We start from the raw sequence: 26,143 nt of genomic DNA on the forward strand, positions 1-26,143 counted from the left end.
TTAACCGATACGGTAGTTTGGCGCTTCTTTGGTAATGGTTACGTCATGGACGTGGCTCTCGCGCATGCCGGCATTGGTGATCCGCACGAATTCCGGCTTGGTGCGCATTTCTTCCATGGTGGCACTACCGGTGTAGCCCATGGAGGCTCGAAGACCACCAATCAGTTGGTGCACGATGTTGCGCATCGGCCCCTTGCAGGCAACGCGACCTTCGATGCCTTCCGGTACCAGCTTCTCGATGCCTTTGCTGGCATCCTGGAAGTAACGGTCGCTGGAACCCTGCCCCATGGCTCCGATCGAGCCCATGCCCCGATAAGCCTTGTAGCTCCGCCCCTGGAACAGCTCAACTTCGCCCGGCGCTTCATCCGTACCAGCCAGCAGGCTGCCAATCATAACGCTGTGGGCGCCAGCGGCGATCGCCTTGGCGATATCACCGGAGAACCGGATGCCACCATCGGCAATCAGTGGCACGCCACGGTCTTTAAGAGCTGCGGCGACGTTGGAAACCGCAGAAATCTGGGGAACACCAATACCGGCAACAATCCGTGTGGTGCAGATGGAACCAGGACCGATTCCCACCTTTACAGCATCTGCGCCGGCATCTGCCAGGGCGATGGCTGCGTGAGACGTGGCAATGTTACCGCCGATTACCTGCACATCCGGGAAATTCTTCTTGATCCAGCGAACACGCTCGATAACGCCACGGGAATGCCCGTGAGCCGTATCCACCACGATGACATCAACGCCGGCCTCGGCCAGTGCCGTAATTCGCGCTTCGGTGTCGCCACCGGTACTGACGGCAGCACCTACCCGCAGACGACCCTGATCGTCCTTGCAAGCCAGCGGATAGTCTTTCGCCTTCTGGATATCCTTGACGGTGATCAGCCCGCGCAGCTCAAAGTTGTCGTTAACAACCAGAACCTTTTCGATCCGGTGACGATGCAGCAGCTCTTTAACATCATCCAGACTGGCCCCTTCCTTGACCGTTACCAGTTTGTCCTTGGGTGTCATGATGTCCCGAACCAGCGTATCCATGCGGCTTTCGAACCGTATATCGCGGCCAGTGACAATACCGATCAGGTCGTGGCCGTCCACCACCGGAAGTCCGGAAATACTGTTCGCCATGGTGATATCGACCAACTCGCGAACGGTGGTCTCTGGCGATACGGTGATCGGATCCTTCACAACACCGCTTTCAAATTTCTTGACCTTGCGGACTGCCGCCGCCTGTTGCTCAACGGTCATGTTCTTGTGCATGATGCCGATACCGCCTTCCTGGGCCATGGCGATAGCCAACTCCGCCTCAGTAACGGTATCCATTGCGGATGACAGAAGAGGAATATTGAGGGTGATACCCTTGGTCAGTTGGGTCTGCAGGCTGACCTCGTGGGGCAGAACTTCTGAATATCCGGGAACCAGCAGAACGTCATCAAATGTGAGGGCTTCTTCGGCAATTCGCAGCATTGGGATCCGCCTTTTGATCGTGCTAAGTTGGGAATTTCCGTGCTGTACCCGCGGCGGTACAGCAAAGCAAAATCCTTAATCGATCTATTATAATGGCGCTCTCGGGGACAGTAAACCGGCCCGTTTTTAAGGTTCGATTGCATCTTTTTGAAATTTCGCTATTTTTACCCTCCCCTTTTTCGGCTATTGCGTATGTATAACGACGGATCAGCACCGGCAACGCCGCACCTCCAGGACACCCGCCCCCGGGCACTGAGCGTCAGTGAACTGAACCACCAGGCCAGACACTTGCTGGAATCCAGCTTCATGCAGGTTTGGGTGGAAGGCGAACTGTCCGGATTTTCACGCCCTTCATCCGGTCACTGGTATTTTTCCCTGAAAGACCGGAAATGCCAGGTTCGCTGCGCCATGTTCCGGGGAATGAACCAGCGTATCCGGACATTGCCAAAGGAGGGAGATCAGGTACGAATCCGCGGCAAGGTTACACTCTATGAGAACCGCGGTGATTTCCAGATTATCGTTGAGCACATCGAGCCGGCAGGCCTCGGTGCCCTGCAACAAGCCTTCGAGGAACTCAAACGCAAGCTGTTGGCCGAGGGCCTGTTTGACCAGGCCCGCAAAAAACCGCTGCCCTCATTGCCGAGACACATCGGGGTGGTCACCTCACCCACTGGCGCCGCAATACACGACATACTGACTGTTCTTGCCCGTCGCTGCCCCGCCATTCCGATCACGCTTTATCCGACGGCCGTACAAGGCAAAGCGGCCACGGCCGACATTGTCCGCGCCATTGAGGCCGCCCAGAGCCACGGCGTTGCCGACGTGCTGATCATCGGTCGCGGCGGAGGTTCTCTGGAAGATCTCTGGTGCTTCAACGAAGAATCGGTAGCCCGCGCCATTGCCGCCTGCCAGATTCCCACCGTCAGCGCTGTCGGCCACGAAGTGGATGTCACCATTGCGGATTTCGTGGCGGATCTGCGAGCGCCAACGCCCTCGGCGGCAGCTGAAAAGATCTCACCGGATCAGTCTGACTGGCTCAGACAGCTTGGGGAGCGTGAAGCCCGGCTATCCAACGCCATCGGCCTCGCTCTCAAGCGCCTGAGCACCCAGCTCGGGCATCTGGGAGCGCGGTTGCGGGACCCAAGAAGGGAGCTTCTGGAAAAGGCCCAGCGCATGGACGAACTGGAGTTGCGGCTGAAGAAGGTCATTCAGCAACGCCTGTCGACCGTTAGCGTTCGCAATGACCACCTGCGCCAGAGACTGGCCATGCAATCACCCCGCCGCCAGCTCACGGAGGGCCAGGAAGCCCTGCAGCGCGTGAGCGAGCGATTGGCTTCCGTTATTCAGCAAAATCTGAAACAGAGCCGCGCCAACCTGGAACATGCGGCCCAGACCCTGAATGTTGTCAGCCCCCTCGCTACGCTGGGCCGGGGCTATGCCATCGTGCGCGACAACAACGGAAACATTCTTCGGGATGCCTCAAACGTTAATCCGGGCGACACCATCTCAGCCCGAGTTGCACGGGGCGAAATGACCGCGAAGGTGACTTCGGTCAAATCTTCAGAAGAAACTGGCCCCTAGCGCCCCCAGACTAAGCCAATGGTCTACTAGTCCATGATTTCAAACGGCCTAAAGTTGTCAGGAAACATACTAAAACAACAACAGGCACGATGAGGTGGAATGTATGGACTACCACTCGGAGTTCCGGCGGTCGATCGACAAACCGGACGACTTCTGGCGTGAGCAGGCGGACAAAATTGACTGGATTGAGCCGCCGAAAATCATCTGGCAGCCAACCGACAATGGCCATGGGCAATGGTTTCCCGACGGCACCCTGAACACCTGCGATGTCGCGCTGGATGCCAACATCCGCGCGGGGCGCGGCGAGCAGAAAGCACTGATCTACGATTCTCCGGTTACCGATACCCAGCGCTCCTACACGTACAACGAACTGACCGATGAAGTGGCCCGGTTTGCTGGTGCCCTGAAAGATCGCGGCATCACCAAGGGCGACCGGGTCATCATTTACATGCCAATGATTCCAGAAGCTGTCATTGCCATGCTGGGCTGCGCGCGGATTGGCGCCATTCATTCGGTGGTCTTTGGCGGATTTGCAGCCCACGAACTTGCGGTTCGCATTGACGACGCCAAACCCAAGGCAGTCATTACCGCCTCCTGCGGCATCGAAGTTGCCCGGGTGATCGAGTACAAGCCTCTGGTCAACAAAGCCATCGACCAGGCCAGCCACAAACCCGAAACCTGCATTGTTTACCAGCGCCCTCAGGTGCAGGCGGATCTTCAGGATGGCCGTGACCACGACTGGAACGAGCTGATGAAAACGGCCAAGGCGGCCGACCCTGTGCCCGTCAAGTCAACCGACCCCCTCTATATCCTTTACACCTCCGGCACCACCGGTAAGCCTAAGGGTGTGGTGCGCGACAATGGTGGTCACGCGGTCGCGCTGAACTACAGCATGAAGCTGGTCTACGACGCGAAACCCGGTGACGTCTACTGGGCCGCCTCTGACGTTGGCTGGGTGGTCGGCCATAGCTACATTGTGTACGCCCCCCTGTTTGCCGGCTGCACAACCATCCTTTACGAGGGTAAGCCGGTGAAAACGCCGGATGCCGGTGCCTTCTGGCGGGTAGTTCAGGACCACAAAGTGAATATGCTGTTTACCGCGCCCACCGCATTCCGAGCCGTCCGGAAGGAAGACCCGGAAGCGGATCAGTTGTCACGCTATGACATCAGCTCGCTAAAACGCCTGTTCCTGGCTGGCGAACGCCTGGATCCGGCCACCTATGAATGGCTGAAGGAACATACCGGTCTGCCAGTGCTTGACCACTGGTGGCAGACCGAAACCGGCTGGGCCATCTGCTGCAACCCGGTGGGTATCGAATTAATGGCCACTAAACCCGGATCGGCGACTGTGCCCTCCCCGGGCTACAACGTCCAGGTCGTGGATATGAACGGCGGCCAGATGCCTGCAGGAGAGCAGGGGCAGATTGCGGTGAAACTGCCGCTGCCGCCAGGCTGCATGATGACGGTCTGGGGTGATGACGAGCGGTTCCGAAAAACCTATCTGGAGCCGATTCCGGGATTCTACAGTTCCGGCGACGGTGGTTTTATTGACGATGACGGCTATGTGTTCGTGATGGGCCGTACCGATGATGTGATCAATGTGGCCGGCCACCGTCTTTCCACCGGTGAGATGGAAGAAGTGGTTGCTTCCCACCCGGCCATCGCCGAGTGCTGCGTAGTCGGTGCGCACGACGATATGAAAGGACAGATCCCCATCGGACTGGTTCTGATCAAGGACGGCGCAACCATCGACCACGACGAACTCGAAGACGAACTGGTGGAGATGGTTCGCGACAAGATTGGCGCCATAGCCTGTTTCCGCCGCGCTCTGGTAGTGGATCGCCTGCCAAAGACTCGTTCCGGCAAGATCCTGAGACGGGTTATCCGTCAAATCGCCGATGGTGAGGAGTACACAGTGCCAAGCACCATTGATGATCCCGCCATTCTTGAAGAAATCAGCCAGCAGTTCCGCCACTGACAAAGGCGTTCATCACCTGCCCGCCCCCGCTTTACGGGGAGCGGGCATTTTTTGTTCAATCAAACCCCAAGCCATTGTTTTTGCCGACAATAAAACCTGCATGAAAGCTGCAAAATTTCGTTGACGCCCCATAAAGTCGGTCTATACTGAAATTGCTGTGAAAATACAGCGGTATTTGGTGAATGCGTTTCAACGTCCTGCCGAAGTGCTCTTCGTTGCCCCTTCCTCAGTACTCTCTGGATTTCTCAGCACCGATTCCATGTGGAATTTTGAAGGTCCCGTGAGGGCAAATTACAGGAAGACAGGAAAGATCAATGTCCGATACTAAAACCGGCCACGTTAAGTGGTTTAACGAGTCCAAAGGCTTTGGCTTCATCGCTCAGGACGGTGGCAGCGACGTGTTTGTTCACTACAGCGCAATCAACGCAAGCGGTTTCCGCACCCTGACCGAAGGCCAGCAGGTGCAGTTCACCGTAACACAGGGCCCCAAGGGCCCGCAGGCGGAAAACGTAACCCCGGTCTGAGGGACTACGCTCCGTCCTTTGCCCCTCACGGGCATCGGAAAACCAACAAGCCGGCATTCGTGCCGGCTTGTGTCGTCAGGGCACCGGGTTATCAGGCGCCCGCCGTTTCAACTTCCACTTCTTTCTTGGGCATATCAACACCCACGGCCTGGGCTACCGCCGAAAACAAAGCCTGCAGGGTGGCGGATGTCGTGTCTTCCGCAAGAGCCGCCGCGCTGCAATGCCTGCCGCTTGCGGTCAAGCGAATACAGGCCAGCGCATTGGCATTGGTGCCCTCACCCAACGCAAACTCGTCGTAAGCCTCGACAGCAATGGAGATACCAAAGCGCTTCTCCAGCGCCTCCGATACGGCTTCCACCGCGCCCAGCCCGTGGCCATCCAGACGAACCGGCGACGCATCGCGACCCACCGACACCTCGGCATGCACACCCTCTTCATCCCGATGCAGGTCGTAGGACCGCAGCGCCCAGTCGGCATGGACCTTCAGATAACGATCCTCGAACAGACGATGAATGGTCAGGGAGTCGATCTCTCCGCCGTTGGTTTCCGCTTCTCTCTGGACCACCTTGCTGAACTCGATCTGCAGCCAGCGCGGCAGGCTGATGTTGTAATCCCGCTCCAGCACATAAGCCACACCGCCCTTGCCAGACTGACTGTTGATGCGCACCACTTCCTCGTAGCGGCGACCAACATCGAACGGGTCGATGGGCAGATAAGCGACATTCCAGATCTCGCCATCCTTGCGGCGGGCCAGACACTTCCGGATGGCATCCTGATGACTGCCGGAGAAGGCGGTGAACACCAGTTCGCCGGCATAAGGGTGCCGCGGATGGGTGGAAATCTCGGTGCAGGCCTCAACCACCTCGGTGATCTCCGCCATGCCAGACAGATCCAGTGTGGGATCAATGCCCTGGGAGTAAAGGTTCATGGCCATGGTCACCAGGTCCATGTTGCCGGTACGCTCGCCGTTACCCATCAGGGTACCTTCGACCCGGTCGGCTCCCGCCATCACCGCCAGCTCGGCCGCGGCCACGGCGCAACCTCGATCGTTGTGGGTATGCACACTGATGCTGATGTGTTCACGGCGCTTAATGTTGTCGCAGATCCACTCAATCTGGTCGGCGAACACATTCGGTGTCGCCATTTCAACGGTGGCAGGCAGGTTGATGATCATCGGCTGCCCCTCTTCCGGACGCCACACCTCGCTCACGGCATCAATCACTTCCGCAGCGAAATCCAGCTCGGTACCAGTGAAGCTTTCTGGCGAATACTGGAAGGTCCACTCGGTCTCCGGGTGACGCGCGGCGATGTCGCGAACCAGTTTGGCACCATTGACGGCAATATCCCTGATGCCATCCCTATCCAGGCCAAACACCTGCTCCCGCTGAACTGTGGAGGTAGAGTTGTAGACATGCACGATTGCTTTACGGGCACCAGCCAAGGCTTCATATGTGCGTTCGATCAACTCAGGGCGGGCCTGGGTCAGCACCTGTATCTTCACATCCTCGGGGATGCGATCTTCTTCGATCAGCTTGCGGCAGAAATCGAAATCCGGCTGGCTGGCAGCGGGAAAACCGATCTCGATTTCCTTGAAGCCCAGCTTGACCAGCAACTCGAACATCCGCGTTTTCTGGGCAACAGACATGGGCTTTACCAACGCCTGATTGCCATCCCGGAGATCCACGGCACACCAGGTGGGCGCCGTCTCGATGACCTTGTCCGGCCAGCGACGGTCGGTTTTGGCAACAGGTTTGAACGCAACGTATTTGCGATGATCGAAAGCCATGCGTGTGATTCCTTGCGGTTTCCGGAGTGAAATTTTCAATGTGTACAGGTTAACGCGATAAAGCTGGAATTTGATTGCGAACTTCGATGCGAATGGGTACTTTGTAATTTATAAATTGCTCGCCAAACATCATTTGTAGAATTTTATGGCTGAAAATCAGAAAACCCTCGTCAAAATCGACAAGATGGACCGTCGAATCCTCGAACACATCCAGCAGGATGGTTCCCTGACCAACCAGGAACTGGCAGAAAAAGTCGGGTTGTCGCCCTCCCCCTGCCTTCGGCGAGTCCGGGCTCTTGAGGATGCCGGTATCATTGTCAGAACCGTCACGATTCTCGACCACAAGAAACTCGGCCTCTCGCTGACGGCAATCATCCTGATCGGGATGGATCGACACACCCCCGAACGTTTTGCAGCGTTTGAAGAGCAGGTAGCCGAATACCCGGAAGTGCAGGAGTGCTACCTGATCACCGGCCAGGACGCCGATTACATGCTCAAGGTGGTAGTACCGGACATGGACCACTACCACCATTTCCTGCTGAACCGCATCACCCGCATTCAGGGGGTCAGCGGCGTGCATTCGAGCTTTGTGCTCCGGAGAGTGATCGACAGTACCGCCCTGCCCCTGGGTTATCTCTCCTGATTCAGGCTACAAGCTCGCGAACATACGCCCGGGCCATGCACTTGAGCTCTTCCACCAATTGCCGGCCCTGCGCCTCCGGCAGGGTCACGGCCAGCCGAAGCACAGTGCCCGCAGACCTTGGCAGTAGCAGGCTCGCAGTCCAGCGCCGGTCTTCCGGAATCTGGGGGCATTCCGCTCGGAGCTTCTCATCCAGGTCGCGGGCGTTGGTATAAAGCTCTCTGAGGTCCAGCTCCCTGAGTTCCGGCATCGCCTCAACACCACTCCAGATAGCTGAGTAGGCGGGCTCATGACGGTAGAACTCGTAGAACTGATCGATGAGAACATCTACCGCATCGACCAGACTCAGTTCCTGCAGACGCTCTCTCAGGGCGCGCTCCATCTTCTCCACATGCTGCTCAGCAATGGCATGAACGATGGCCGCCTTGTTGGGGAAATACCGGTACAGCGAAGCGAGGGACATTCCGGACTGCCGGGCAATGGCTGACATACTGACTGCGTCAACGCCGGTCTCGTGAAAAATCATGGCGGCATGGCGAAGGATGGCGTTGACGCGCTCCCGGCTGCGCGCCTGTACCGGCCGGCGCCGCGGGGCCACATCAATAGATTCGTCGGTCATCATCTGTACCTTGTGCAACAGGCTCCGTACAATAATGGCCACTTTACGACAAATAAAGGCTCCGGCGGGCCAACCGCCGCCTGTCCATTAGTCTAACACTTCAGATTTTTTACAAACGGAAGACACGATGCGAGCAAGCCGTTACCTGATTGCCACCCAGAAAGAGACCCCCGCTGACGCCGAGATCATCAGTCACCAGTTGATGTTGCGCGCCGGCATGATCCGAAAACTGGCCGCCGGGCTGTACACCTGGTTGCCCATGGGCCTGCGTACTCTGCGTAAGGTTGAGCGGATTGTTCGTGAAGAAATGGATAAGAGTGGTGCCCAGGAAGTGTTGATGCCGGCGGTCCAACCGGCAGAGCTCTGGGAGGAGTCTGGGCGCTGGACCCAGTACGGCGGCGAACTGCTGCGGATGAAAGATCGTCATGGCCGGGATTTCTGCTTCGGGCCGACCCATGAAGAGGTAATTACTGACCTGATCCGGAATGAGATCAGCAGCTACAAAGAGCTGCCGGCCAACTTCTACCAGGTCCAAACCAAGTTCCGGGACGAGCGACGCCCCCGGTTCGGCGTGATGCGGGCCAGGGAATTCCTGATGAAGGATGCCTACTCGTTCCACCTTAACCCAGAATCGCTGAACGAAACCTATCAGCTGATGCATCACACCTACTGCGCCATCTTCGACCGTTTCGGTCTGGATTACCGTGCGGTTCAGGCGGACTCTGGCGCCATTGGCGGCAGTGCGTCCCACGAGTTCCATGTGCTCGCGTCTTCCGGCGAAGATGACATCGTGTTCAGCACAGACAGTGATTACGCGGCCAACATCGAGAAAGCCGAGGCGGTAGCTCCGAGCGGTACCCGCCCTGCGCCGGCCGAAGAGATGAAGGAAGTTGCCACGCCGGACCAGAAAACCATCGAGGCGGTGTCAGCGTTGCTGGGCATTGATCCCACTCGCACGGTCAAGACTCTGCTGGTGAAGGCCGAGGCGGACGAAGACGGCAATTCCGGCCTGGTTGCACTGGTTCTCCGAGGGGATCACACCCTCAACGAAATCAAGGCCGAAAACCTGGCCGGCGTCGCCGAGCCTCTGACCATGGCCACCGATGAGGAAATCGAACAGGCCGTGGGCTGCAAGGCCGGGTCTATCGGCCCGGTAAAGCTCAACTTACCGGTCATTGTTGACCGCAGTGCGGCTCACCTGGCCGACTTTGTCTGCGGCGCCAACCGTGAAGGTTTCCATCTGACTGGCGTGAACTGGGAGCGAGACGTGGCGCTTGATCGCGTGGAGGACCTGCGCAATGTGGTTGAGGGCGACCCCAGCCCGGATGGCAAGGGCACTCTGGAGATCCGGCGCGGGATTGAGGTCGGGCATATCTTCAAACTCGGCAACAAATACAGTACCGCCATGAACGCCACGGTTCTGGATGAGAACGGCAAGACCGTGACCATGGAGATGGGTTGCTACGGCCTCGGCGTTTCCCGGGTTGTTGCTGCAGCCATTGAACAGAACCACGACGAAAACGGCATCATCTGGCCGGACGCCATTGCGCCTTTCCAGGTGGCCATCGTCACACTGAACGCCCACAAATCACCCACGGTTGCCGAAGCCGGCGAAAAGCTTTACGAGCAGCTGCGCCAGGCCGGCTACGACGTGCTTCTGGATGACCGGAAAGAGCGTCCGGGTGTGAAGTTTGCCGATATGGAACTCATCGGTATCCCGCACCGGTTCGTGGTGTCCGAACGCGGTCTGGCTGCCGGTACGCTTGAGTACAAAGGCCGGAGGGATGCGGAGAAACAGGATGTGCCGGTGGCTGAAGCGCTGCCCTTCCTGGTAAACGCCTCGCCTCGCAAAGGGCTTTAACCACATGCCCGCCGCCGGCGGGCGAACCTCTGACGGCACCCGGCTGCAAGGGTGCTGTCAGGGGTTTTCTTTTCCCGTACCACCCACGATTCCCGGTTCAAGTTCCAAAGTGACTCCGAACCGCCCCGCCACGGATTGACGAATTTTCTCAGCAAGCTTGAGTATGTCGGCCCCAGTGCCGCCCGAATGGTTAATCAAAACCAGAGCCTGCCGGTTATGAACGCCCACCCGGGCATTGCGGAAACCCTTCCAGCCACTTTGATCAATGAGCCAGGCCGCCGCCAGTTTGACGCCCTGCTCCTGAGGATAAGCCACAATATCGGGGTTACGTTCCCTGAGAGATTCAAACGTTGCGCTATCCACCACCGGGTTTTTGAAGAAACTTCCGGCGTTAGGAATGATGTCTGGATCCGGCAGCTTGCGGCGACGGATTGCCATCACAGCCTCCGCCACGTGCAACGGGCCAAGAGCGGTTTCCGCCGTATCAGCAAGGTATTCCTCCAGATCCCGATACCCGAGCACAAGGGGCCGCGTGCGCGACAGAGCCAGACGAATTTCAGTGATGACGTAACGGCCCGGAGTCTGTTTGAACAGGCTGTCGCGGTAAGCGAACCGGCACTCCGCGTTCTCGAGAACGACCAGCTCACCAGTCTTGCGGTCCAGGGCTGTAACCGATTCAAGACAATCGCAGAGTTCGACCCCGTAAGCACCAATATTCTGGACCGGAGCGGCACCCGCCGTTCCGGGAATCAGCGCAAGATTTTCAATGCCGCGATAACCGGCACGGGTGGCATATAGGACCGCCTCATGCCAGTTCTCACCTGCGCCGAGAACCAGGGTAGCCTTGTGATCTTCAATGTGCTCCCAGCGGCGACCACGAATGGCCAGGCGAACCACCAGCCCCGAAAAATCACCCGCGAATACTAGGTTGCTTCCACCACCGAGAATCAGCACTTCCAGGTCTTCGGAGGCAGCCCAGTTTAGAGACTGGACCAGCTCATCGGAGGTGTGAACCTTCACATAAAAACGAGCCCTGGCGGGCACATGTAGGGTGTTCAGTGCCTCCAGCTCGACGTTTTCCTGGATTTCCGGCCGCTGCTTCAAGCCAGGCGCCCCCGGATATCCGCCAGCAGGCCTTCGCCAGCCTCGTTTATCAGATCCAACACGGTTTCGAACCCTTCCTCACCGCCGTAATAGGGATCTGGCACTTCGTGATGGGCCGAGCGGCCATACTCCAGAAATAGCGCTGGCCGGGTGCCGCCGTTCTGGTGCCAGACATCCTTGATGTCGGCAAGATTCTGGCGATCCATGACTAGTACGTAGTCAAAGGTATCGAGATCCTCCGGACTGAACTGACGTGCCCGCAATCCGCTGATATCGATACCCCGGCGCAGGGCAGCCTCCTGGGCGCGGGTATCCGGGCTCTTGCCAATATGCCAGTGTCCGGTGCCACACGAGTCGATGTATATCTGATCCGCGAGTCCGGCTTGCGCGACCAGGGAACGAAACACACCCTCGGCAGTGGGCGAGCGACAGATGTTCCCCAGACAAACAAAAAGCACCTTTACCGGTTCAGCCATGGTCGATCTCTCTCCTTTCCAGCCAGTGGCGCACCCTTTGCAGATCAGCCTCTGTATCAATGCCACCCTGCGGGTTCACGGCGGCCACATCCACATGGATCCTGGCGCCATTGTATAGCGCCCGCAACTGTTCCAGTGATTCGGTAACCTCTGTAGGGGCTGGCGCCCAGCTCACAAACTCACCAAGAACCGACGCGCGATAGCCGTAAATGCCAATGTGCCGGAAATACCCGATGTTGTCTGGCAGAGACCTGTCGACGCCCGTCAACGGTGTTCCTTCCTGCCACTGGTCCCGGGCCCACGGAATCGGCGCGCGGCTGAAATAGTGCGCCATCCCCTGGTGATCAAACACCACCTTTACAATGTTGGGATTGAAGACCTGCTCCGGGTCATGGATTCGTTCACACAGGGTTGCAATTGCGGCTTCCGGATGAAACTCAAGGTTGTCTGCCACCTGATTGATCAGTTCCGGTGGAATCAGTGGCTCGTCGCCCTGAACGTTGACTACCCGGTGGTCGGCTGCAAACCCGAGTTCCCGAGCGACTTCTTCGAGGCGGTCAGTGCCACTGGCGTGATGGGGGGATGTCATGACCACCTCGGCACCGAAGCCTTCGCAAGCGGAGCGGATTCGTTCATCGTCGGTGGCCACAACCACCCGGTCTGCCCGGCTTTCCGCAGCACGCTCACAAACGTGCTGGATCATGGGCTTTCCGGCAATGTCCGCCAGCGGCTTTCCTGGCAGACGACTGGAGGCATAGCGAGCCGGAATCACAACGGTAAAAGACATGACGTAACTACCCCGGTGGACTTGGGTTTAGCGCTTGTGCAGACGCTCATCGGTGGACAGGGTCCGGGCCTCTGTGGCCAGCATTACAGGAATTCCCTCACGGATCGGGAATGCCATGGCGTCCTGGTAACAGACCAGCTCGGTTCTGTCCTCGTTGAGCTTCAGATCGCCCTTGCACACTGGACAGGCCAGCATTGCCAACAGTTTCTTATCCATCTTGCTTACTCACTTGAAATCACGAAGTTATAGGCTCGGAACACAGACGAACCCGGGCCAGAAACGCATCCCGGAACGGCCCCGGCAACCTGGCCTCGACCACCAGGCTCCACGCATTCTCGGGCGCGAACTCCCGGCATTTCACCGCATCCTTTGCCGTCATGACAATCCATTCATCGGTCTCGGTTGTCAGATCCTCCGGGCGGAACCGGTGATGATCCGGAAAAGCCGACTCGGTCACCGAAGCACCCAGCGCCCTGAGCGTATCGAAAAACCGGGCCGGATTGCCGATACCCGCAACCGCCTTAACCGTTTTTCCCTTCAGGTCGCCCACAGCTCTGGACGCCCCCGATTTGAGGTGGACCAAGGTCGTCGGCTCCAGAACCATGGAATAGATGGCCGGATGGTCAACGCCGGCAAAGCTCTCCAGAGCCTGCTCCGGGAGCTGCTTGTCATTTACGATAACAAAATCCACGGAAGCGAGCCGGGAAACCGGCTCTCGCAGGGGACCAACCGGGATCAGGGCGCCGTTGCCGATGCCACGCTGCCCATCAAATACCGATAGCTCAAGATCCCTGGGCAGTTTGTAATGCTGGAGCCCATCGTCGCAGATCAGCACATCACCGAGGTTGTTCTCGAGAGCGTAATCGGCTGCGCGTCGCCGGCGAGGATCAACCACGACCGGGCAACCGGTGCTGAGCGCCAGCATGACCGGCTCATCACCGGCTTTGACGGGGCTGGTATCCGCCGTGACTTCAAGAGGGTATTGGCCCGCATCACCGCCATACCCCCTACTGAGGATCACTGGCCGCCAGCCAGCAGATGCCAGTTCAGAGACCAGCCAGGCGGTGAGCGGCGACTTCCCGGTTCCGCCTGCGGTGATATTGCCAACCACAATCACCGGAACGGGCAGTGAGGCATCCCGTGCTTCCCAGGCCGCGCGGCGACGAGCCTCGGCGATGCTTCGGTACAGCCAGGACAACGGCGTCAGAAAAAACAAGGGCCGTTTGCTGCCATACCAGAGACGTTCAACCAGCGAACTCAGGGCGGATTTCACCCCACTCATGGCTGCTCGCTGAACTGCATCTGGTGAAGTTGCGCGTAAGCGCCGCCAGCCGCAAGGAGTTCGTCATGGCGCCCGGACTCTGCAATGCGTCCGTTATCCATCACCAGAATCCTGTCGGCTTTCTCGATAGTGGAAAGGCGATGGGCGATGACCAGTGTGGTACGGCCCTGCATCACCGTTTCCAGCGCCTCCTGGATATGGCGTTCAGATTCAGTATCCAGCGCCGAAGTGGCCTCATCAAGGATCAGAATCGGTGCATTCTTCAGCAGTGCCCGGGCGATGGCCAGCCTCTGCCGCTGCCCACCCGAGAGCATTACACCGTTATCGCCGATCATGGTGTCCAGGCCTTCGGGCATGCGGTCGATGAACTCGAGAGCATGGGCCTTGGCGGCGGCTTCCCGAATTTCCTCGGGGCTGCAATCTCTCAGCGCACCATAGGCGATGTTGGCAGCGATGGTGTCGTTGAACAGAACAACGTTCTGGGTGACCAGCGCGATCTGTTTCCGCAGGGCTTTCAGGGAAAAATCACGGAGCGAATGGCCGTCGATCCGGATGTCGCCGCCGGTATACTCGTAGAACCTCGGCAACAGACTCACCAGCGTGGACTTTCCGCTCCCGGAGCGACCGACCAGAGCCACGCTCTGCCCTGCCGGAATGCTCAATGAGATGCCTTCCAGAACATTGTCCAACTGATCACGGTAACTGAACGCGACGTTATCAAACTCGATATCGCCATCAACGCGATCCGGTGCGTAAGTGCCCGGATCCTGCTCCGGGGATTCATCAATGGTTTCGAAGACATCGTAGGCCGCAGCAACACCCTTCTGAATCTTTGCGTGGACCGAGGTCACCTGCCGGATGGGCTTTGCCATGGTGGTCGCAGCCGTAATAAAAGCAACCAGTTGCCCCGTGGTCATTTCGCCACGGATTTCCGGCGCCAGCATCATCCAGACCAGACCGGCAATGGCAATGGCCACCAGCACCTGAATCACCGGAACACTGATCGCCTGAGTCGATGCCATCTTCAGACTTTGCTTGAGGTTCTTTTCATTAACCTCCTGAAAACGCTGACGTTCGTAATCCTCGCCACCAAAAGTCCGAACAACCCGGTAGCCAGTAATCGATTCCGAGGCCACGTGGGTGATGTCGCCCATGGACCCCTGGATGCGCTTGCTGATCTTGCGAAAACGCTTGCTGGCATAGCTGACAACGGCGGCAATAAGTGGCCCTACTGCCAGGAAAATCAGCGTGAGTTTCCAGTTGGTGTAGAACATGTAGCCCAGCAGACCAACGATGGTCAGGCCTTCGCGAAGCGTGATGGTCACAGCGTTGGTCGTGGCCTCCGCCACCTGCTCCACGTTGAAGGTAAGCTTGGAGACCAGGCGCCCGGCTGCATTGTCGTCAAAGTAGCGGGAGGGCAAGGTCATCAGGCGATCAAATACATCGTTGCGTAGTGCATTGATGACCTGGCGACCGACATAGCTGATGAAATACTGGCTCAGGAAGGTGCCCAGGCCCCGGAATGCAAACACCCCTACTATGACCAGGGTGAGCATCAGGCGGTTCTGGTCGGTGGGGTTCTCGATGGCGGCAATGACGTATTCCATCGCAGCCGCCATGCCGGTTGAGGCGGCGGCATAGATGATGTTGCCGAGTACCGCCAGGGAGAACGCCAGGAGGAACGGCTTAACATAGGCAAGCAGGCGCTTGTAGGTTTCCCAACTACCTGCCGGTAACCCGGCCGAGGGGTCGGGCAGAGGCTCGGTTACCTTCACGGGCTCTCAGCCTCCCGCTCAGTGGTAATGCTGAGCTTGGCGAATCCCAGCCGCCCGGCGACATCCATGGCCCGAACCACAAACTCGTGGGGAGTGCGGGCATCGGCGGTGATAATGAACGGGAGCGAATTGTTGCCCTCAGCCAGCTCACGCACACCCCGCTCAAGGGTCTCGCGCCGATTGTTGACCAGCGTCCGGTCATTCAGGATGTATTGCCCCTCGGCATTGATCACCACGTCAATCTGCTGGACTTCCGACGCCGGCGCGGGCTCGCCACTGGCCTCGGGAAGCTCCACCTGCAAATGGCTTTCCCGTGTAAAGGTTGTGGAAACCATGAAGAAAATCAGCAGCAGGAACACCACGTCAATCAATGGTGTCAGGTCTACCCCGACTTCCTGGCTTCTCTGGCGCTTGAACTTCACGGCGTTCAGGCTCCTTCCACGTCGATTTCGCGGTCTCCGTGTACTACCTCAACCAGCTTGATGGCTTCCTGCTCCATACCGACAACCAGCTCATCCACCCGGCGGATGAAATAGCGATGGCAGATCAGCGCCGGAATGGCCACGCTCAGACCGGCAGCCGTGGTGATCAGCGCCTCGGAGATACCGCCCGCCAGGTTACCCGCGTTGCCGACCCCGGCCAGCTGGATCTCGGCAAACACCTTGATCATGCCAATAACGGTGCCCAGAAGACCCAGCAGAGGGGTAATGGTTGCCACAGTACCCAGAGGGTTCAGGAAGCGCTCGAGATCATGAATGACCTGGCTGGCCTCGTGCTCGATGCTCTCTTTCATGATTTCGCGGCCATGCTTTGCGTTGAGCAGGCCACCGGCCAGAATCCGACCCAGGGGCGAGGAACCCTGCAGGGCTTTCAGCTTCCGGCCATTGAGTTCTTTTTTCTTGATCCAGCGCCATAATTCGTTAATGGTCTGGGGAGGCGCTACCCTGGAAGCGCGAAGAGTCCAGATACGCTCCAGAATGATGGCCAGCGCCAGAATGGAACAGGCAACAATTGGCACCATCAGAATGCCACCGGCTTTCAACAGCTCGAACACGCTTGGTCTCCCTCATTGTTTGCAAGCCGCGCTACTTTAGCATAGCTACCGGTGGAGGCCACACCTGCAATGTCACGGTATTTTACATTGGTCCCGGGCGAGTCCCGGGCCGCCAATCCAGAATGGCGTCCCATGGCGCATTTCCTTCAACACCAACCGGTTATCCTCGATGGTCATCACTATGCTGCCAGAACAGGCTGTATTGAACGAAACGGCTCCGATCGCGGCATAGCGAGCGGTTACCGTCGGGTGAGGATGGCCGTACCGGTGGCGATACCCGGCAGTGTAGATAACCTGATCCGGCTTCAACGCCCGAACCCAGGCTTCTGAGGATGACGTTTTGCTGCCATGATGTGGTGCCACAAGCACCCGGGTAACCGGCGCCTGAAAATCCTCTCGATCAGCAAGATAAGCCAGATACCGGGCTTCCATGTGGTCGGTAATATCCCCCGGCAGCAGCCATTCGGTGCCTGATTCTGGATGGTAAATCCGCAGCACACAGGACGCATCGTTACCTTCTCTCGCAACCTCTCCCTGCCAGAACTCCAGAACCAGGCCGCCCAGCTTCTGGTTTGAGCGCTTGCAGCCCGAAACAGGCCGATCGGCGACCTGCTGTCTGACGGCCACCGGCTCGCCAGCGATAACTTGCCCGACTTCGATCTTCTGGGTGAGTTCGGCTACCCCGCCGGCATGATCACTGTCTGCGTGGCTGATTAGGAGGGTGTGGATCCGACGTATGCCTTCAGCCGCCAGATTCGGTAGCAGGGTTGATTCAACAGCCGAAAACACACCCGGAACGGCGGGACCGGTGTCGTACACCAGGGCTTCATGGCCATCACGGATAAGTACCGACAGGCCCTGCCCCACATCCCAGACCCGTATTTCCGGTGTGCGCAGATAGGGGTTCTTCATCAAGGCTTGGCCCGGAACCATTAACCAGAACACCGCCAACAGAGCGGCAACCAACCGGAATCCGGTAAACGGCACGAATACCAGCGTAACGGCCAGCAACCCCCAGCCAACTACCTCGGCAAGGCTGGCCTCAATGTCCGGCGACTGCCACTCCGAGAACCATGTCAGAACGTTCCAGAGCACGCCCAGTGCCCAATCGAACACTGGCACAAACACCTGGGCAGCGCCCGGGACCAAGGCAGTAACCAGCCCTCCGGTCACTAGCACCGGCATGACCACAAGAGATACCCACGGAATGGCCACCAGATTGGTCAGCAGACCAACCAGAGGCTGACCCTGGCCGAACACTTCGAGGATTGGCCATAAACCGCCGAAGACGGCGAGCTGCGCAACAACGAGCCCGGTCACCGGTCCCGTTCCCGCCAGCCGCGCCGAGAACACAGCTATCAACACGGCGACAGCGATGAATGACAACCAGAACCCTTGATCCAGGGGCGCAAAGGGATCCAGTACAAGAACGGCTGTAAGAGCAGCCAGAAACGCCTGCCACACCGGCGTCTGACGACTGAGCAGAATCAGCCACCCACCTGCGATAACCATGATGAGGGCGCGTCGGGTGGGCACGGTAAAGCCGGCGGCCAGCGCATAAACCAGACAACAAAGCACAATCGAGGTGAATGCGATCCCGCGTCTCGCCTCATCGCTGACCCATCGCGCCGGCCATACCAGTAACAGCCGCCAGCATACAAAACCGGCACCCAGGGCCACCAGACCGAGGTGTAGGCCCGAAATCGCCACCAGGTGAATGGTGCCGGTCGCCGTGAGCACATCCCAGTGGTTCTGCTCCATGTGCCCGCGATGGCCAATCAACAGCGAGGCAACCAGCGGAAAGTGCGTGGCGCTGCCAAACTGCTCCCTCGTCCAGCGTTCAAGCGAAAGATGCAGGCGCCGGTACTGGCAGTGCAGCGAACAGTCTACCGTCGTGTCCAACCGAACATTCCGGACGCTTCCCGTGGCACGATACCCTTTCCGGAAGAGCCAGTCCTCATAGCGGAAACCGGCAGGATTCAGCGTGCCGTGGGGACGCTTGAGAGCAACGTCCAACCGCAGCCGGGCGCCGGGAAGGTGTTGGTTGCCGCGACCATACCAGGCCAGCCTGAGCAGGTCCGGCATCCTTGCTTCCTGCCCGGCTTCGATGGGAAGGTTGTGCCAGTGGGTGACACAAAGACTGAAACGTAAACTGTTAAAGCTTCCGGGAGAAGGAATGTCGCACAGGTATCCCGAAACCGAGAGGCGCTCCCCTTCCAGGCTGGCCGGGAGGACGGTCGAAAGACGGTCTCCGGCATGCCAGGAGGCCCAGAACAGCCCCAGGAAAAGACCAAGGGCGAACACTGTTAGCCGAGAGGCAAGCGTCGAAAGAGAACAGGACAGGGCAACGGCGAGCAGAAATATCGCGGCGAGCAACCACTCGGAAGGTGGCAGTATCGACAACCAATACAGTAAGATAACGCCACAAGAGAAGGCGACAACGCCCACTACTGCGGAACCGGACTTGCCATACGAGCATACCGGTCGGTTGAGACTTCCGGACAATCCTTGTCCTCCTGTTTGTCATAAACACCGGCGACATCCGATGTGCCGGTATACTAACTCCGTTTAAAGGCAGAACTTCCAATGCCAAAGAAGTTCATGAAACGCTATCTGCCCTCACCAGAGAAGGTGCAAGCGATGCAGTCGCTGAGCTTTCTGGGCGATATTCTTCATGAACCAAACCTCTGGCACATCAACCGGCACAGTGTTGCCAGGGCGTTTCTGGTCGGTATCTGGTTCTGCTTTATTCCCATGCCCTTCCAGATGCTCGCCGCAGCCTTCTTCGCTATCTGGTTCAATGCCAATCTGCCACTGTCGGTGGTTCTGGTCTGGATCAGCAACCCGGTGACCATGCCGCCGATGTTCTATTTCAACTACAAAATCGGCGCCTGGGCCCTGGACCGACCTGTACTCAGCTTTGAGTTTGAACTGTCCTGGTCCTGGATCAGCGAGCGGCTGCTGGATATCGGCATTCCGCTCTACCTCGGCTCACTGGTGGTCGCAACCATATCAGCCTGCCTTGCCTATTTGATCATCCAGTATCTCTGGCGCAGGAAAATCCGCTCGGACTGGCAAGTGCGCCGAACCGCAAGATTGCGACGCCGCCGGGCTGCTGATCAAGCTTCCTGAATCAGCCGGCCCTGCTCCAGGCGCATGACCCGCCCCAGACTCCGGGCCATTTTCATGTCATGGGTTACCATGACAAAGGCAATGCCCAGCTGATCCCTCAGGGACTCGATCAGGGCCTGGACCCCCTCGCCGGTATGCTCATCGAGGTTTCCCGTTGGCTCATCCATCAACACGCAGTCCGGCTCATTTACCAGTGCCCGTGCAATGGCCACCCGTTGGCGTTCGCCACCGGAGAGCTCGCCGGGTTTGTGATCCAGCCGTTCTGCAAGACCCACCCGTTCCAGCAAACTGCTTGCCTTGTCCCGAGATTTCGAGACGGCCATGCCACCCAATGCGCACGGCATCATGACGTTTTCAAGCGCGGTAAATTCCGGCAACAGGTGATGAAACTGATAGACAAACCCCAGATGGGCGTTGCGGAACCTTGCCCGCCGAGCTTCAGATAGCCGATGGATGTCCTCACCGCAGATAGCAATCTGGCCGGACGACGGCTTGTCGAGCCCGCCCAGGAGATTTAGCAAGGTTGTCTTACCGGCACCGCTGCTGCCAACGATGGCTACGGTCTCGCCCTGGGCAACTTCCAGCGAAATATCTGAAAAAATGGTCAGCTTTCCGGGGCCCTCGTTATAGGTCCGGGTTACCTGACGACAATCGATCACCGGTGCAGAATGCGCCATAGCGGCATGTTCCTTACTCATAGCGAAGCGCCTCCGCCGGATCCACCCTCGAGGCCCGCCAGGCCGGGTATATGGTTGCCAAAAGGCTCATGGCAAGTCCGGCGCCGCTGATTATGAAAACATCCTGCCATTGCAACTGGGATGGCAGGTAGCTGATGAAGTAAACGTCCGCACTCAGGAACTGGTGGCCCAGCGCCCCCTCCAGCCAGGAGATAAAGGCACTGATATTAAGTGCACCAAAAACTCCAAGCGCTGTACCAACGATGGTTCCGAAGATACCGATGACCGCCCCCTGGACGATAAAAATGCGCATAATCCGACCCGGCGTTGCTCCCATGGTCCTGAGGATCGCGATGTCTCCGGTTTTGTCAGTGACCACCATGACCAGTGTGGAGACGATATTGAAGGCCGCTACGGCAACGATAAACATCAGCAGCAGACCGATCATGGTTTTCTCCATGCGGATGGCCTGGAAAAGATTGCCGTGGGTGCGGGTCCAGTCAGATACGTAATAGCGGCCGCCCAACGCCTCAGCCGCCTGCTGCGAAACCTTGGGTGCTGCGAACAGATCATCCACCAGCAGACGAACGCCCTCCGCCTTGCCCCCGGTTCGCATAAGCTTGGCTGCGTCATCCATATGAATCAGCGTGTAGTTGCCATCCAGTTCAGCACCGACACTGAAAATGCCCTTCACCGTAAATCGCTTGAGCCTTGGCAGCACTCCCGCCGGGGTCACCGAGGCTTCCGGCAGCACGACAGTCACCTTGTCACCCACCTGCAGCCGAAGGCTGGCCGCCATCAAGCGACCGATAATGATGCCAAACTCGCCGGAGACCAGATCGTCCAGCCCTCCCTCGATCATATGGTTCTCAATGATGGACACCGTGCGCTCTTCTTCTGGAAGAACACCATTGAGCATAACGCCACGAACATTACCGCCACCGGTCACCATCCCCTGCCCCTGAATAAAAGGGGCCGCGGCCAGCACCCTGGGATGCTGCTGCACGCGCGCATCCACCGACTGCCAATCATCCAGAGGACCGGCGCCCTGTATGGTGGCGTGGGGCACCATCCCGAGAATTCTCTGCTTGAGCTCCCGGTCGAAGCCATTCATGACGGACAGCACAATGATCAGCACGGCCACTCCAAGCATCAGCCCGATCATCGAAGTCAGTGAAATAAAGGATATGAAGTGATTGCGGCGCTTGGCGGCCGTGTATCGCAAGCCAATGTAAAATGATAAGGGTCTGAACATGAAGAGGTGCCTGTTGCTACCTTCCGGTCTGTCGTGGTCTGGTTTTCCCGGGTACCTTCTGTCTTCCAGCACGGAGGGAAACTGCTAAACTGTTATGTACCAATAAAAATTCAGTTTTCCGGAGCCGCGATGCAGTCGTCCGACATTCCAAACGAACCGGTGGACTATTCCCCCGAACGCCGGGACTTTTACCGCATTGAAGACCGGATCGGCCTGGAGATCCGCAAGCTGGCCCCTGGCACCCCACTGGACGGGAATGCCTTCGATGGCGACCATCTTGAAAGCCTGAAAGCGGAATTCAGGCGGCTGGACCAGGACGTAAAATCCCAGCTTGCCAGTCTTGCCGAAAAAGACCGACTGCTTACCGGACTGATCAAATCCCTGAACGGCAAGCTGGACACGCTTGCGCGCATTATGGCCTTTGAGCAAAATCCGTTGCAACCTGAGGACTGGCAGGATGTAACCCTGAGCGAAGGCGGCCTGTCATTCTTCAGCAGCACCCCTGCCTGGCATCCCGGAGACCGGCTTGCTGTCCGGATGACCCTCCCGCCCGAACTTTTCCAACCACAGGCACATGCCCGCGTGATTGAGGTACACCCCGATTCCTCAGGCGGGGCAAGGGTCCACACCGAATTTTCCCGGATTGATGACGGCGATCGCCAACAAATCGCACGGCATGTGATGCGGTGGCAGATTCGACAGCGCCAAAAAGAGTAGACTGGGGAAAAACGGGTGACTTTTGCTAGTCTTTTTCGGATATTACGCTTTATCCATGTCCTTCTGAGGACGCCAGTTTTCATGGAGACCCATCAATGAGAAAACAAACTACCCTGTTCGGCGCACTGGCAGTGACTGCCACACTGGCCTTTCTTCCGATGACGTCCGCGGTAGCTGAAGAAGTCCGCGTGCCGGTTGGCTCCCAGGCCGATCGTGACCAGGCCAGCTTTCCCGGCTCGGGAATGAGCCAGTCGTCAGTCCGCGCTTCCTGGGGTGCGCCCATGGAAATTCAGGGCCCGGTAGGCCAGCCACCGATCACCCAGTGGCATTACCAGAACTTCGTGGTGTATTTCGAAGGCAACCGGGTTATCCATACCGTTCTCAAACATAATCGCTGAGGGCCCGAGGGACTGTTCGGGTCGGAAATACCTTCCTTATGTCCTGACGTTCAACCAATCGTTGGTTAGAATGCCGTCTTTTATGATTCAAGGTGACGTAGTGACAACCAAACGAGTGTTGCCCGCCGAGTGGGCTCCCCAGAGTGCCGTGATGCTGACCTGGCCCCATCCGGGAACAGACTGGGCAGGCGTTATGGAAGAGGTGGAGCCGGTCTTCGAAAATATTGCGAAAGCCGTTCTCCGACACGAGCATCTGGTTGTAAGTTGCGAACATGTGATACGTCTCCAGGAGCTTGAGCAGCAGCTGAATCTCTACGCTGAGGAGAACGGGCTCCCTGGCCGTGTAAAGACCGTTCCAGCGCCAGCAAACGATACCTGGGCGAGAGACCATGGGCCGATTACCATCCTGACCGATGATGGGCCGGCACTGCTGGATTTCCGGTTCAACGCCTGGGGCGGAAAGTTTCCGTCGGAAAAAGATGATGCGCTGAACACTCACCTGTTCAACGCCGGTGTATTCGGCACAACCGCGATGCAGCAGGTGAACTTCGTGCTTGAGGGCGGCTCCTTTGAATCGGATGGCCAGGGCACCTTGCTGACAACGTCTGAATGCCTGCTGACCCCGACCCGAAATCCTGCCATGGACCGGACAGCCATAGAGCAACTGCTCTCAGAAATATTGGGCGTCCAGCGGATTCTCTGGCTTAACCATGGCTACCTTGCCGGCGACGACACCGACAGCCATATCGATACCCTGGCCCGATTCTGCGCACCGGATCATATCTGTTATGTAGCCTGCCCCGATGTCGCCGACGAGCACTACAGTGCGCTGGCGGCCATGGAAGAAGAGCTCCAGGAGTTTCGCCAGGCCGACGGCTCTCCTTATCGATTGACGGCTCTGCCCTGGCCCGATGCCATTTATGATGAAGACGGAGAACGCCTGCCGGCTACCTACGCAAATTTCTTGATCATCAACGGTGCTGTATTGCTTCCGGTGTATGACGTGCCGCAGGACGAAGACGCCATTACTGTCGTGCAAGAGATTTTCCCGTCCAGGGAGATAATACCGATTGATTGCCGGCCCTTGATTTACCAGCATGGCAGCCTTCACTGTGTGACCATGCAAATCCCGGCCGGAGTAGTCAGTTAATGAGCAGAGAAGCGCGCAAGAACCAGATCAACATTGCTGCCATCCAGCAGGCCTGCAGCAGTGACAAAGCAGCCAGCCTGGCCGTTACCGAAAAACTGGTTCGCGAAGCCGCAGCCAGTGGCGCAGACCTGGTTATTCTGCAAGAGCTCCACGCCACCCTTTACTTCTGCCAGACTGAAGATACGGCCGTTTTCGAATTAGCCGAGCCGATTCCCGGCCCCACCAGCAATCGCCTCTCCGATCTGGCCCGCGAACTGGGTATAGTGTTGGTTGGCTCCATTTTTGAACGGCGGATGAACGGCGTTTACCACAACACTGCCGTCGTATTTGAGAAAGACGGCTCAATGGCAGGGCTGTACCGGAAGATGCACATTCCGGACGACCCGGGATTCTACGAGAAATTCTACTTCACCCCGGGTGACGCCCAGTTCAATGATGGCAGGAGCGGCTTCACGCCCATTGATACATCTGTTGGCAGGCTGGGCGTGCTGGTTTGCTGGGACCAGTGGTACCCCGAGGCTGCCCGCCTGATGGCCTTGGCCGGAGCGGAGATGCTCATCTACCCCACCGCTATCGGCTGGGATGTGACCGATGACCCGGATGAGCAGGCGCGTCAACTGGAAGCCTGGGTCACCGTCCAGAGAGGCCATGCGGTTGCCAATAATCTCCCTGTCGTGGCGCCGAATCGGGTCGGCACAGAACCGGACCCCTCCGGACACAGTGACGGCATTCGTTTCTGGGGCAACAGTTTTATCTGCGGACCGCAGGGTGAATTCCTTGCCCGGGGCGATGACAGCTCCGAGTGCATTCTGTCTGTAAGCCTCGATCGCACCCGCAGTGAATCGATTCGCCGGATCTGGCCGTATTTGAGAGATCGTCGCATCGACGCCTATGGCGACATCCTCAAACGCGTAAGGGACTGAGGCCGGAATGAAAAAACTGGTTGATACAGTAGTCAGTGAACTGAACCAGATACTTCTGGGCAAGGAGCAACAGGTGCGTTTGGCCCTGTGCGGGCTACTGGCGCGAGGGCACCTGCTGATCGAAGACATCCCCGGCATGGGCAAGACCACCCTCTCCCATGCCCTGGCCAAGGTGATGGGGCTGAGCTACCAGCGAATCCAGTTCACCAACGACCTGCTTCCCGCGGATGTGCTTGGTTATTCCATGTACGACAAGCAGGCCGGCAGCCTGGTGTTCCATCCTGGGCCGATCTTTGCCCAGGTGGTTCTGGCTGACGAAATTAACCGGGCATCACCTCGTACCCAGAGTGCCCTTTTGGAAGCCATGGAAGAACGGCAGGTATCCATTGAGGGCGAGACCCGTCCACTGCCCCACCCGTTCTTTGTGATTGCCACCCAGAACCCCATCGAGCAGGGAGGAACCTACCCACTGCCTGAGTCCCAACTGGACCGGTTCCTTATGCGCCTTCACCTGGGCTACCCGGACCCCCGGGCCGAACGGGAACTGCTGGAAGGCGAAGACCGCCGCACCATGACCGAAAAGCTTCCCATCCTGCTCTCCCAGGCCGACCTGAAAACCCTGCAGGAAGGTGTAACCAGGATAACCGCCAGCCCGGCGCTTCTCGATTACGTGCAGCGGTTGCTGGAACAGAGTCGGAGAATGCCGGGCCTTCTGTACGGGCTTTCGCCCCGCGCCGGCCTGGGACTCGTCCGGGCCGCCAAGGCCTGGGCGCTCATGGAAGGACGGCATCACGTGTTGCCCGACGACATTCAGGCGGTTTTCCCAGCAGTAGCAGCCCACCGCCTCGAACAGGGCGAGTCCGGCAAAAGTGCGGAAAGGGTTCGTCAGCTGCTGGCAACCGTTTCCGTGCTTGAGTAAATAGCAAGGTTTTATAAGCGGAATTGGCCAAAACGAATGGC

General features: G+C 58.2%; 25 protein-coding genes. 11 read left to right on the forward strand and 14 right to left on the reverse strand.

The genetic code is table 11. The annotated features are described in order from the left end of the window. The gene (gene guaB / locus GJU83_RS01395) at window positions 1-1,464 is read right to left on the reverse strand and encodes an IMP dehydrogenase (protein WP_069183410.1); all 1,464 of its coding nucleotides are present in this window, start codon (window positions 1,462-1,464) and stop codon (window positions 1-3) included. A gap of 192 nt (window positions 1,465-1,656) precedes the next feature. Between guaB and xseA the strand changes: the two genes are divergently transcribed. The 3 genes from xseA (at window position 1,657) to GJU83_RS01410 (ending at window position 5,547) form a co-directional block, all read left to right on the forward strand. Beyond that, window positions 1,657-3,045: an exodeoxyribonuclease VII large subunit gene (gene xseA / locus GJU83_RS01400; protein ID WP_069183409.1), complete on the forward strand. Its 1,389-nt coding sequence runs from the start codon at window positions 1,657-1,659 to the stop codon at window positions 3,043-3,045. A gap of 103 nt (window positions 3,046-3,148) precedes the next feature. Next, window positions 3,149-5,023 carry a propionyl-CoA synthetase gene (locus GJU83_RS01405; protein WP_069183408.1) on the forward strand — a complete coding sequence of 625 codons (1,875 nt, stop codon included), beginning with the start codon at window positions 3,149-3,151 and terminating at the stop codon, window positions 5,021-5,023. A gap of 314 nt (window positions 5,024-5,337) precedes the next feature. Further along, window positions 5,338-5,547: a cold-shock protein gene (locus GJU83_RS01410; RefSeq protein WP_008169155.1), complete on the forward strand. Its 210-nt coding sequence runs from the start codon at window positions 5,338-5,340 to the stop codon at window positions 5,545-5,547. Between the two features lie 91 nt (window positions 5,548-5,638). Here GJU83_RS01410 and leuA read toward each other — a convergent pair whose 3' ends face one another. After that, the gene (gene leuA / locus GJU83_RS01415; RefSeq protein WP_069183407.1) at window positions 5,639-7,333 is read right to left on the reverse strand and encodes a 2-isopropylmalate synthase; all 1,695 of its coding nucleotides are present in this window, start codon (window positions 7,331-7,333) and stop codon (window positions 5,639-5,641) included. Window positions 7,334-7,478: 145 nt separating this feature from the next. On the opposite strand from leuA, the gene GJU83_RS01420 reads away from it, so the two are divergent. Next, window positions 7,479-7,976 (forward strand): Lrp/AsnC family transcriptional regulator, encoded by a 498-nt coding sequence (locus GJU83_RS01420; RefSeq protein WP_069183406.1) that lies wholly within the window; start codon window positions 7,479-7,481, stop codon window positions 7,974-7,976. A 1-nt stretch (window position 7,977) separates the two neighbouring features. On the opposite strand, the gene GJU83_RS01425 is transcribed toward GJU83_RS01420, so the two are convergent. After that, a complete protein-coding gene (locus GJU83_RS01425; RefSeq protein WP_069183694.1) occupies window positions 7,978-8,592 on the reverse strand; it encodes a TetR/AcrR family transcriptional regulator in 615 nt (204 codons plus the stop codon). A 127-nt stretch (window positions 8,593-8,719) separates the two neighbouring features. On the opposite strand from GJU83_RS01425, the gene GJU83_RS01430 reads away from it, so the two are divergent. Beyond that, on the forward strand, window positions 8,720-10,453 hold the full coding sequence (locus tag GJU83_RS01430; protein ID WP_069183405.1) for a proline--tRNA ligase: 1,734 nt from the start codon (window positions 8,720-8,722) through the stop codon (window positions 10,451-10,453). Window positions 10,454-10,510: 57 nt separating this feature from the next. On the opposite strand, the gene murB is transcribed toward GJU83_RS01430, so the two are convergent. The 9 genes from murB to GJU83_RS01475 all read right to left on the reverse strand — a co-directional run bounded on the left by murB (window position 10,511) and on the right by GJU83_RS01475 (window position 19,436). Then, the gene (gene murB / locus GJU83_RS01435; protein ID WP_069183404.1) at window positions 10,511-11,557 is read right to left on the reverse strand and encodes a UDP-N-acetylmuramate dehydrogenase; all 1,047 of its coding nucleotides are present in this window, start codon (window positions 11,555-11,557) and stop codon (window positions 10,511-10,513) included. Beyond that, entirely contained in the window at window positions 11,554-12,033 is a 480-nt protein-coding gene (locus GJU83_RS01440) for a low molecular weight protein-tyrosine-phosphatase (protein WP_069183403.1), read from the reverse strand. Before GJU83_RS01440 ends, murB begins: the two co-directional genes overlap by 4 nt. Further along, entirely contained in the window at window positions 12,026-12,820 is a 795-nt protein-coding gene (gene kdsB / locus GJU83_RS01445) for a 3-deoxy-manno-octulosonate cytidylyltransferase (protein WP_069183402.1), read from the reverse strand. The genes GJU83_RS01440 and kdsB overlap by 8 nt, the downstream gene beginning before the upstream one ends. A 27-nt stretch (window positions 12,821-12,847) precedes the next feature. Beyond that, window positions 12,848-13,036, reverse strand: a complete 189-nt coding sequence (locus GJU83_RS01450; protein WP_064230163.1) for a Trm112 family protein — start codon at window positions 13,034-13,036, stop codon at window positions 12,848-12,850. Between the two features lie 19 nt (window positions 13,037-13,055). Continuing rightward, complete coding sequence (lpxK, locus tag GJU83_RS01455) at window positions 13,056-14,102, reverse strand: tetraacyldisaccharide 4'-kinase (protein ID WP_069183401.1); 1,047 nt, start codon at window positions 14,100-14,102, stop codon at window positions 13,056-13,058. Next, the gene (gene msbA / locus GJU83_RS01460) at window positions 14,099-15,877 is read right to left on the reverse strand and encodes a lipid A export permease/ATP-binding protein MsbA (RefSeq protein ID WP_083231777.1); all 1,779 of its coding nucleotides are present in this window, start codon (window positions 15,875-15,877) and stop codon (window positions 14,099-14,101) included. Before msbA ends, lpxK begins: the two co-directional genes overlap by 4 nt. Continuing rightward, complete coding sequence (locus GJU83_RS01465; RefSeq protein WP_069183400.1) at window positions 15,874-16,299, reverse strand: ExbD/TolR family protein; 426 nt, start codon at window positions 16,297-16,299, stop codon at window positions 15,874-15,876. The genes msbA and GJU83_RS01465 overlap by 4 nt, the downstream gene beginning before the upstream one ends. 5 nt (window positions 16,300-16,304) lie before the next feature. After that, window positions 16,305-16,931 (reverse strand): flagellar polar localization protein PocA, encoded by a 627-nt coding sequence (locus tag GJU83_RS01470; RefSeq protein ID WP_069183399.1) that lies wholly within the window; start codon window positions 16,929-16,931, stop codon window positions 16,305-16,307. 72 nt (window positions 16,932-17,003) lie between these two features. Further along, window positions 17,004-19,436: a DNA internalization-related competence protein ComEC/Rec2 gene (locus GJU83_RS01475; RefSeq protein WP_069183398.1), complete on the reverse strand. Its 2,433-nt coding sequence runs from the start codon at window positions 19,434-19,436 to the stop codon at window positions 17,004-17,006. 81 nt (window positions 19,437-19,517) lie between these two features. Between GJU83_RS01475 and GJU83_RS01480 the strand changes: the two genes are divergently transcribed. Beyond that, window positions 19,518-20,063 (forward strand): DUF2062 domain-containing protein, encoded by a 546-nt coding sequence (locus tag GJU83_RS01480; RefSeq protein ID WP_069183397.1) that lies wholly within the window; start codon window positions 19,518-19,520, stop codon window positions 20,061-20,063. On the opposite strand, the gene lolD is transcribed toward GJU83_RS01480, so the two are convergent. Both lolD and GJU83_RS01490 read right to left on the reverse strand, forming a co-directional pair. Continuing rightward, window positions 20,051-20,740, reverse strand: coding sequence for a lipoprotein-releasing ABC transporter ATP-binding protein LolD (gene lolD, locus GJU83_RS01485; RefSeq protein WP_069183396.1), 690 nt, complete (start codon window positions 20,738-20,740; stop codon window positions 20,051-20,053). The genes GJU83_RS01480 and lolD overlap by 13 nt on opposite strands. Window positions 20,741-20,753: 13 nt before the next feature. Continuing rightward, window positions 20,754-21,995, reverse strand: coding sequence for a lipoprotein-releasing ABC transporter permease subunit (locus tag GJU83_RS01490; RefSeq protein WP_069183395.1), 1,242 nt, complete (start codon window positions 21,993-21,995; stop codon window positions 20,754-20,756). Window positions 21,996-22,124: 129 nt separating this feature from the next. On the opposite strand from GJU83_RS01490, the gene GJU83_RS01495 reads away from it, so the two are divergent. The 5 genes from GJU83_RS01495 to GJU83_RS01515 all read left to right on the forward strand — a co-directional run bounded on the left by GJU83_RS01495 (window position 22,125) and on the right by GJU83_RS01515 (window position 26,102). Then, entirely contained in the window at window positions 22,125-22,712 is a 588-nt protein-coding gene (locus tag GJU83_RS01495; protein WP_069183394.1) for a PilZ domain-containing protein, read from the forward strand. Window positions 22,713-22,807: 95 nt separating this feature from the next. Then, a complete protein-coding gene (locus tag GJU83_RS01500; RefSeq protein WP_069183393.1) occupies window positions 22,808-23,110 on the forward strand; it encodes a hypothetical protein in 303 nt (100 codons plus the stop codon). 100 nt (window positions 23,111-23,210) lie between these two features. Further along, complete coding sequence (locus tag GJU83_RS01505) at window positions 23,211-24,260, forward strand: agmatine deiminase family protein (RefSeq protein WP_228715139.1); 1,050 nt, start codon at window positions 23,211-23,213, stop codon at window positions 24,258-24,260. Continuing rightward, entirely contained in the window at window positions 24,260-25,183 is a 924-nt protein-coding gene (locus GJU83_RS01510; protein ID WP_153633521.1) for a carbon-nitrogen hydrolase, read from the forward strand. Before GJU83_RS01505 ends, GJU83_RS01510 begins: the two co-directional genes overlap by 1 nt. A 7-nt stretch (window positions 25,184-25,190) precedes the next feature. Further along, complete coding sequence (locus tag GJU83_RS01515) at window positions 25,191-26,102, forward strand: AAA family ATPase (RefSeq protein WP_153633522.1); 912 nt, start codon at window positions 25,191-25,193, stop codon at window positions 26,100-26,102. Window positions 26,103-26,143 lie beyond the last annotated feature (41 nt).

Origin of the sequence: Marinobacter salsuginis (assembly GCF_009617755.1) — a bacterium.
Lineage (GTDB): Bacteria > Pseudomonadota > Gammaproteobacteria > Pseudomonadales > Oleiphilaceae > Marinobacter > Marinobacter salsuginis.

Excerpts from the sequence above, each read along its gene's own strand:
- guaB (WP_069183410.1), bottom strand. The coding sequence starts at position 1,464 with ATGCTGCGAATTGCCGAAGAAGCCCTCACATTTGATGACGTTCTGCTG.
- xseA (WP_069183409.1), top strand. The coding sequence starts at position 1,657 with ATGTATAACGACGGATCAGCACCGGCAACGCCGCACCTCCAGGACACC.
- GJU83_RS01405 (WP_069183408.1), top strand. The coding sequence starts at position 3,149 with ATGGACTACCACTCGGAGTTCCGGCGGTCGATCGACAAACCGGACGAC.
- GJU83_RS01410 (WP_008169155.1), top strand. The coding sequence starts at position 5,338 with ATGTCCGATACTAAAACCGGCCACGTTAAGTGGTTTAACGAGTCCAAA.
- leuA (WP_069183407.1), bottom strand. The coding sequence starts at position 7,333 with ATGGCTTTCGATCATCGCAAATACGTTGCGTTCAAACCTGTTGCCAAA.
- GJU83_RS01420 (WP_069183406.1), top strand. The coding sequence starts at position 7,479 with ATGGCTGAAAATCAGAAAACCCTCGTCAAAATCGACAAGATGGACCGT.
- GJU83_RS01425 (WP_069183694.1), bottom strand. The coding sequence starts at position 8,592 with ATGACCGACGAATCTATTGATGTGGCCCCGCGGCGCCGGCCGGTACAG.
- GJU83_RS01430 (WP_069183405.1), top strand. The coding sequence starts at position 8,720 with ATGCGAGCAAGCCGTTACCTGATTGCCACCCAGAAAGAGACCCCCGCT.
- GJU83_RS01440 (WP_069183403.1), bottom strand. The coding sequence starts at position 12,033 with ATGGCTGAACCGGTAAAGGTGCTTTTTGTTTGTCTGGGGAACATCTGT.
- kdsB (WP_069183402.1), bottom strand. The coding sequence starts at position 12,820 with ATGTCTTTTACCGTTGTGATTCCGGCTCGCTATGCCTCCAGTCGTCTG.
- GJU83_RS01450 (WP_064230163.1), bottom strand. The coding sequence starts at position 13,036 with ATGGATAAGAAACTGTTGGCAATGCTGGCCTGTCCAGTGTGCAAGGGC.
- lpxK (WP_069183401.1), bottom strand. The coding sequence starts at position 14,102 with ATGAGTGGGGTGAAATCCGCCCTGAGTTCGCTGGTTGAACGTCTCTGG.
- GJU83_RS01480 (WP_069183397.1), top strand. The coding sequence starts at position 19,518 with ATGCCAAAGAAGTTCATGAAACGCTATCTGCCCTCACCAGAGAAGGTG.
- lolD (WP_069183396.1), bottom strand. The coding sequence starts at position 20,740 with ATGGCGCATTCTGCACCGGTGATCGATTGTCGTCAGGTAACCCGGACC.
- GJU83_RS01490 (WP_069183395.1), bottom strand. The coding sequence starts at position 21,995 with ATGTTCAGACCCTTATCATTTTACATTGGCTTGCGATACACGGCCGCC.
- GJU83_RS01495 (WP_069183394.1), top strand. The coding sequence starts at position 22,125 with ATGCAGTCGTCCGACATTCCAAACGAACCGGTGGACTATTCCCCCGAA.
- GJU83_RS01500 (WP_069183393.1), top strand. The coding sequence starts at position 22,808 with ATGAGAAAACAAACTACCCTGTTCGGCGCACTGGCAGTGACTGCCACA.
- GJU83_RS01510 (WP_153633521.1), top strand. The coding sequence starts at position 24,260 with ATGAGCAGAGAAGCGCGCAAGAACCAGATCAACATTGCTGCCATCCAG.
- GJU83_RS01515 (WP_153633522.1), top strand. The coding sequence starts at position 25,191 with ATGAAAAAACTGGTTGATACAGTAGTCAGTGAACTGAACCAGATACTT.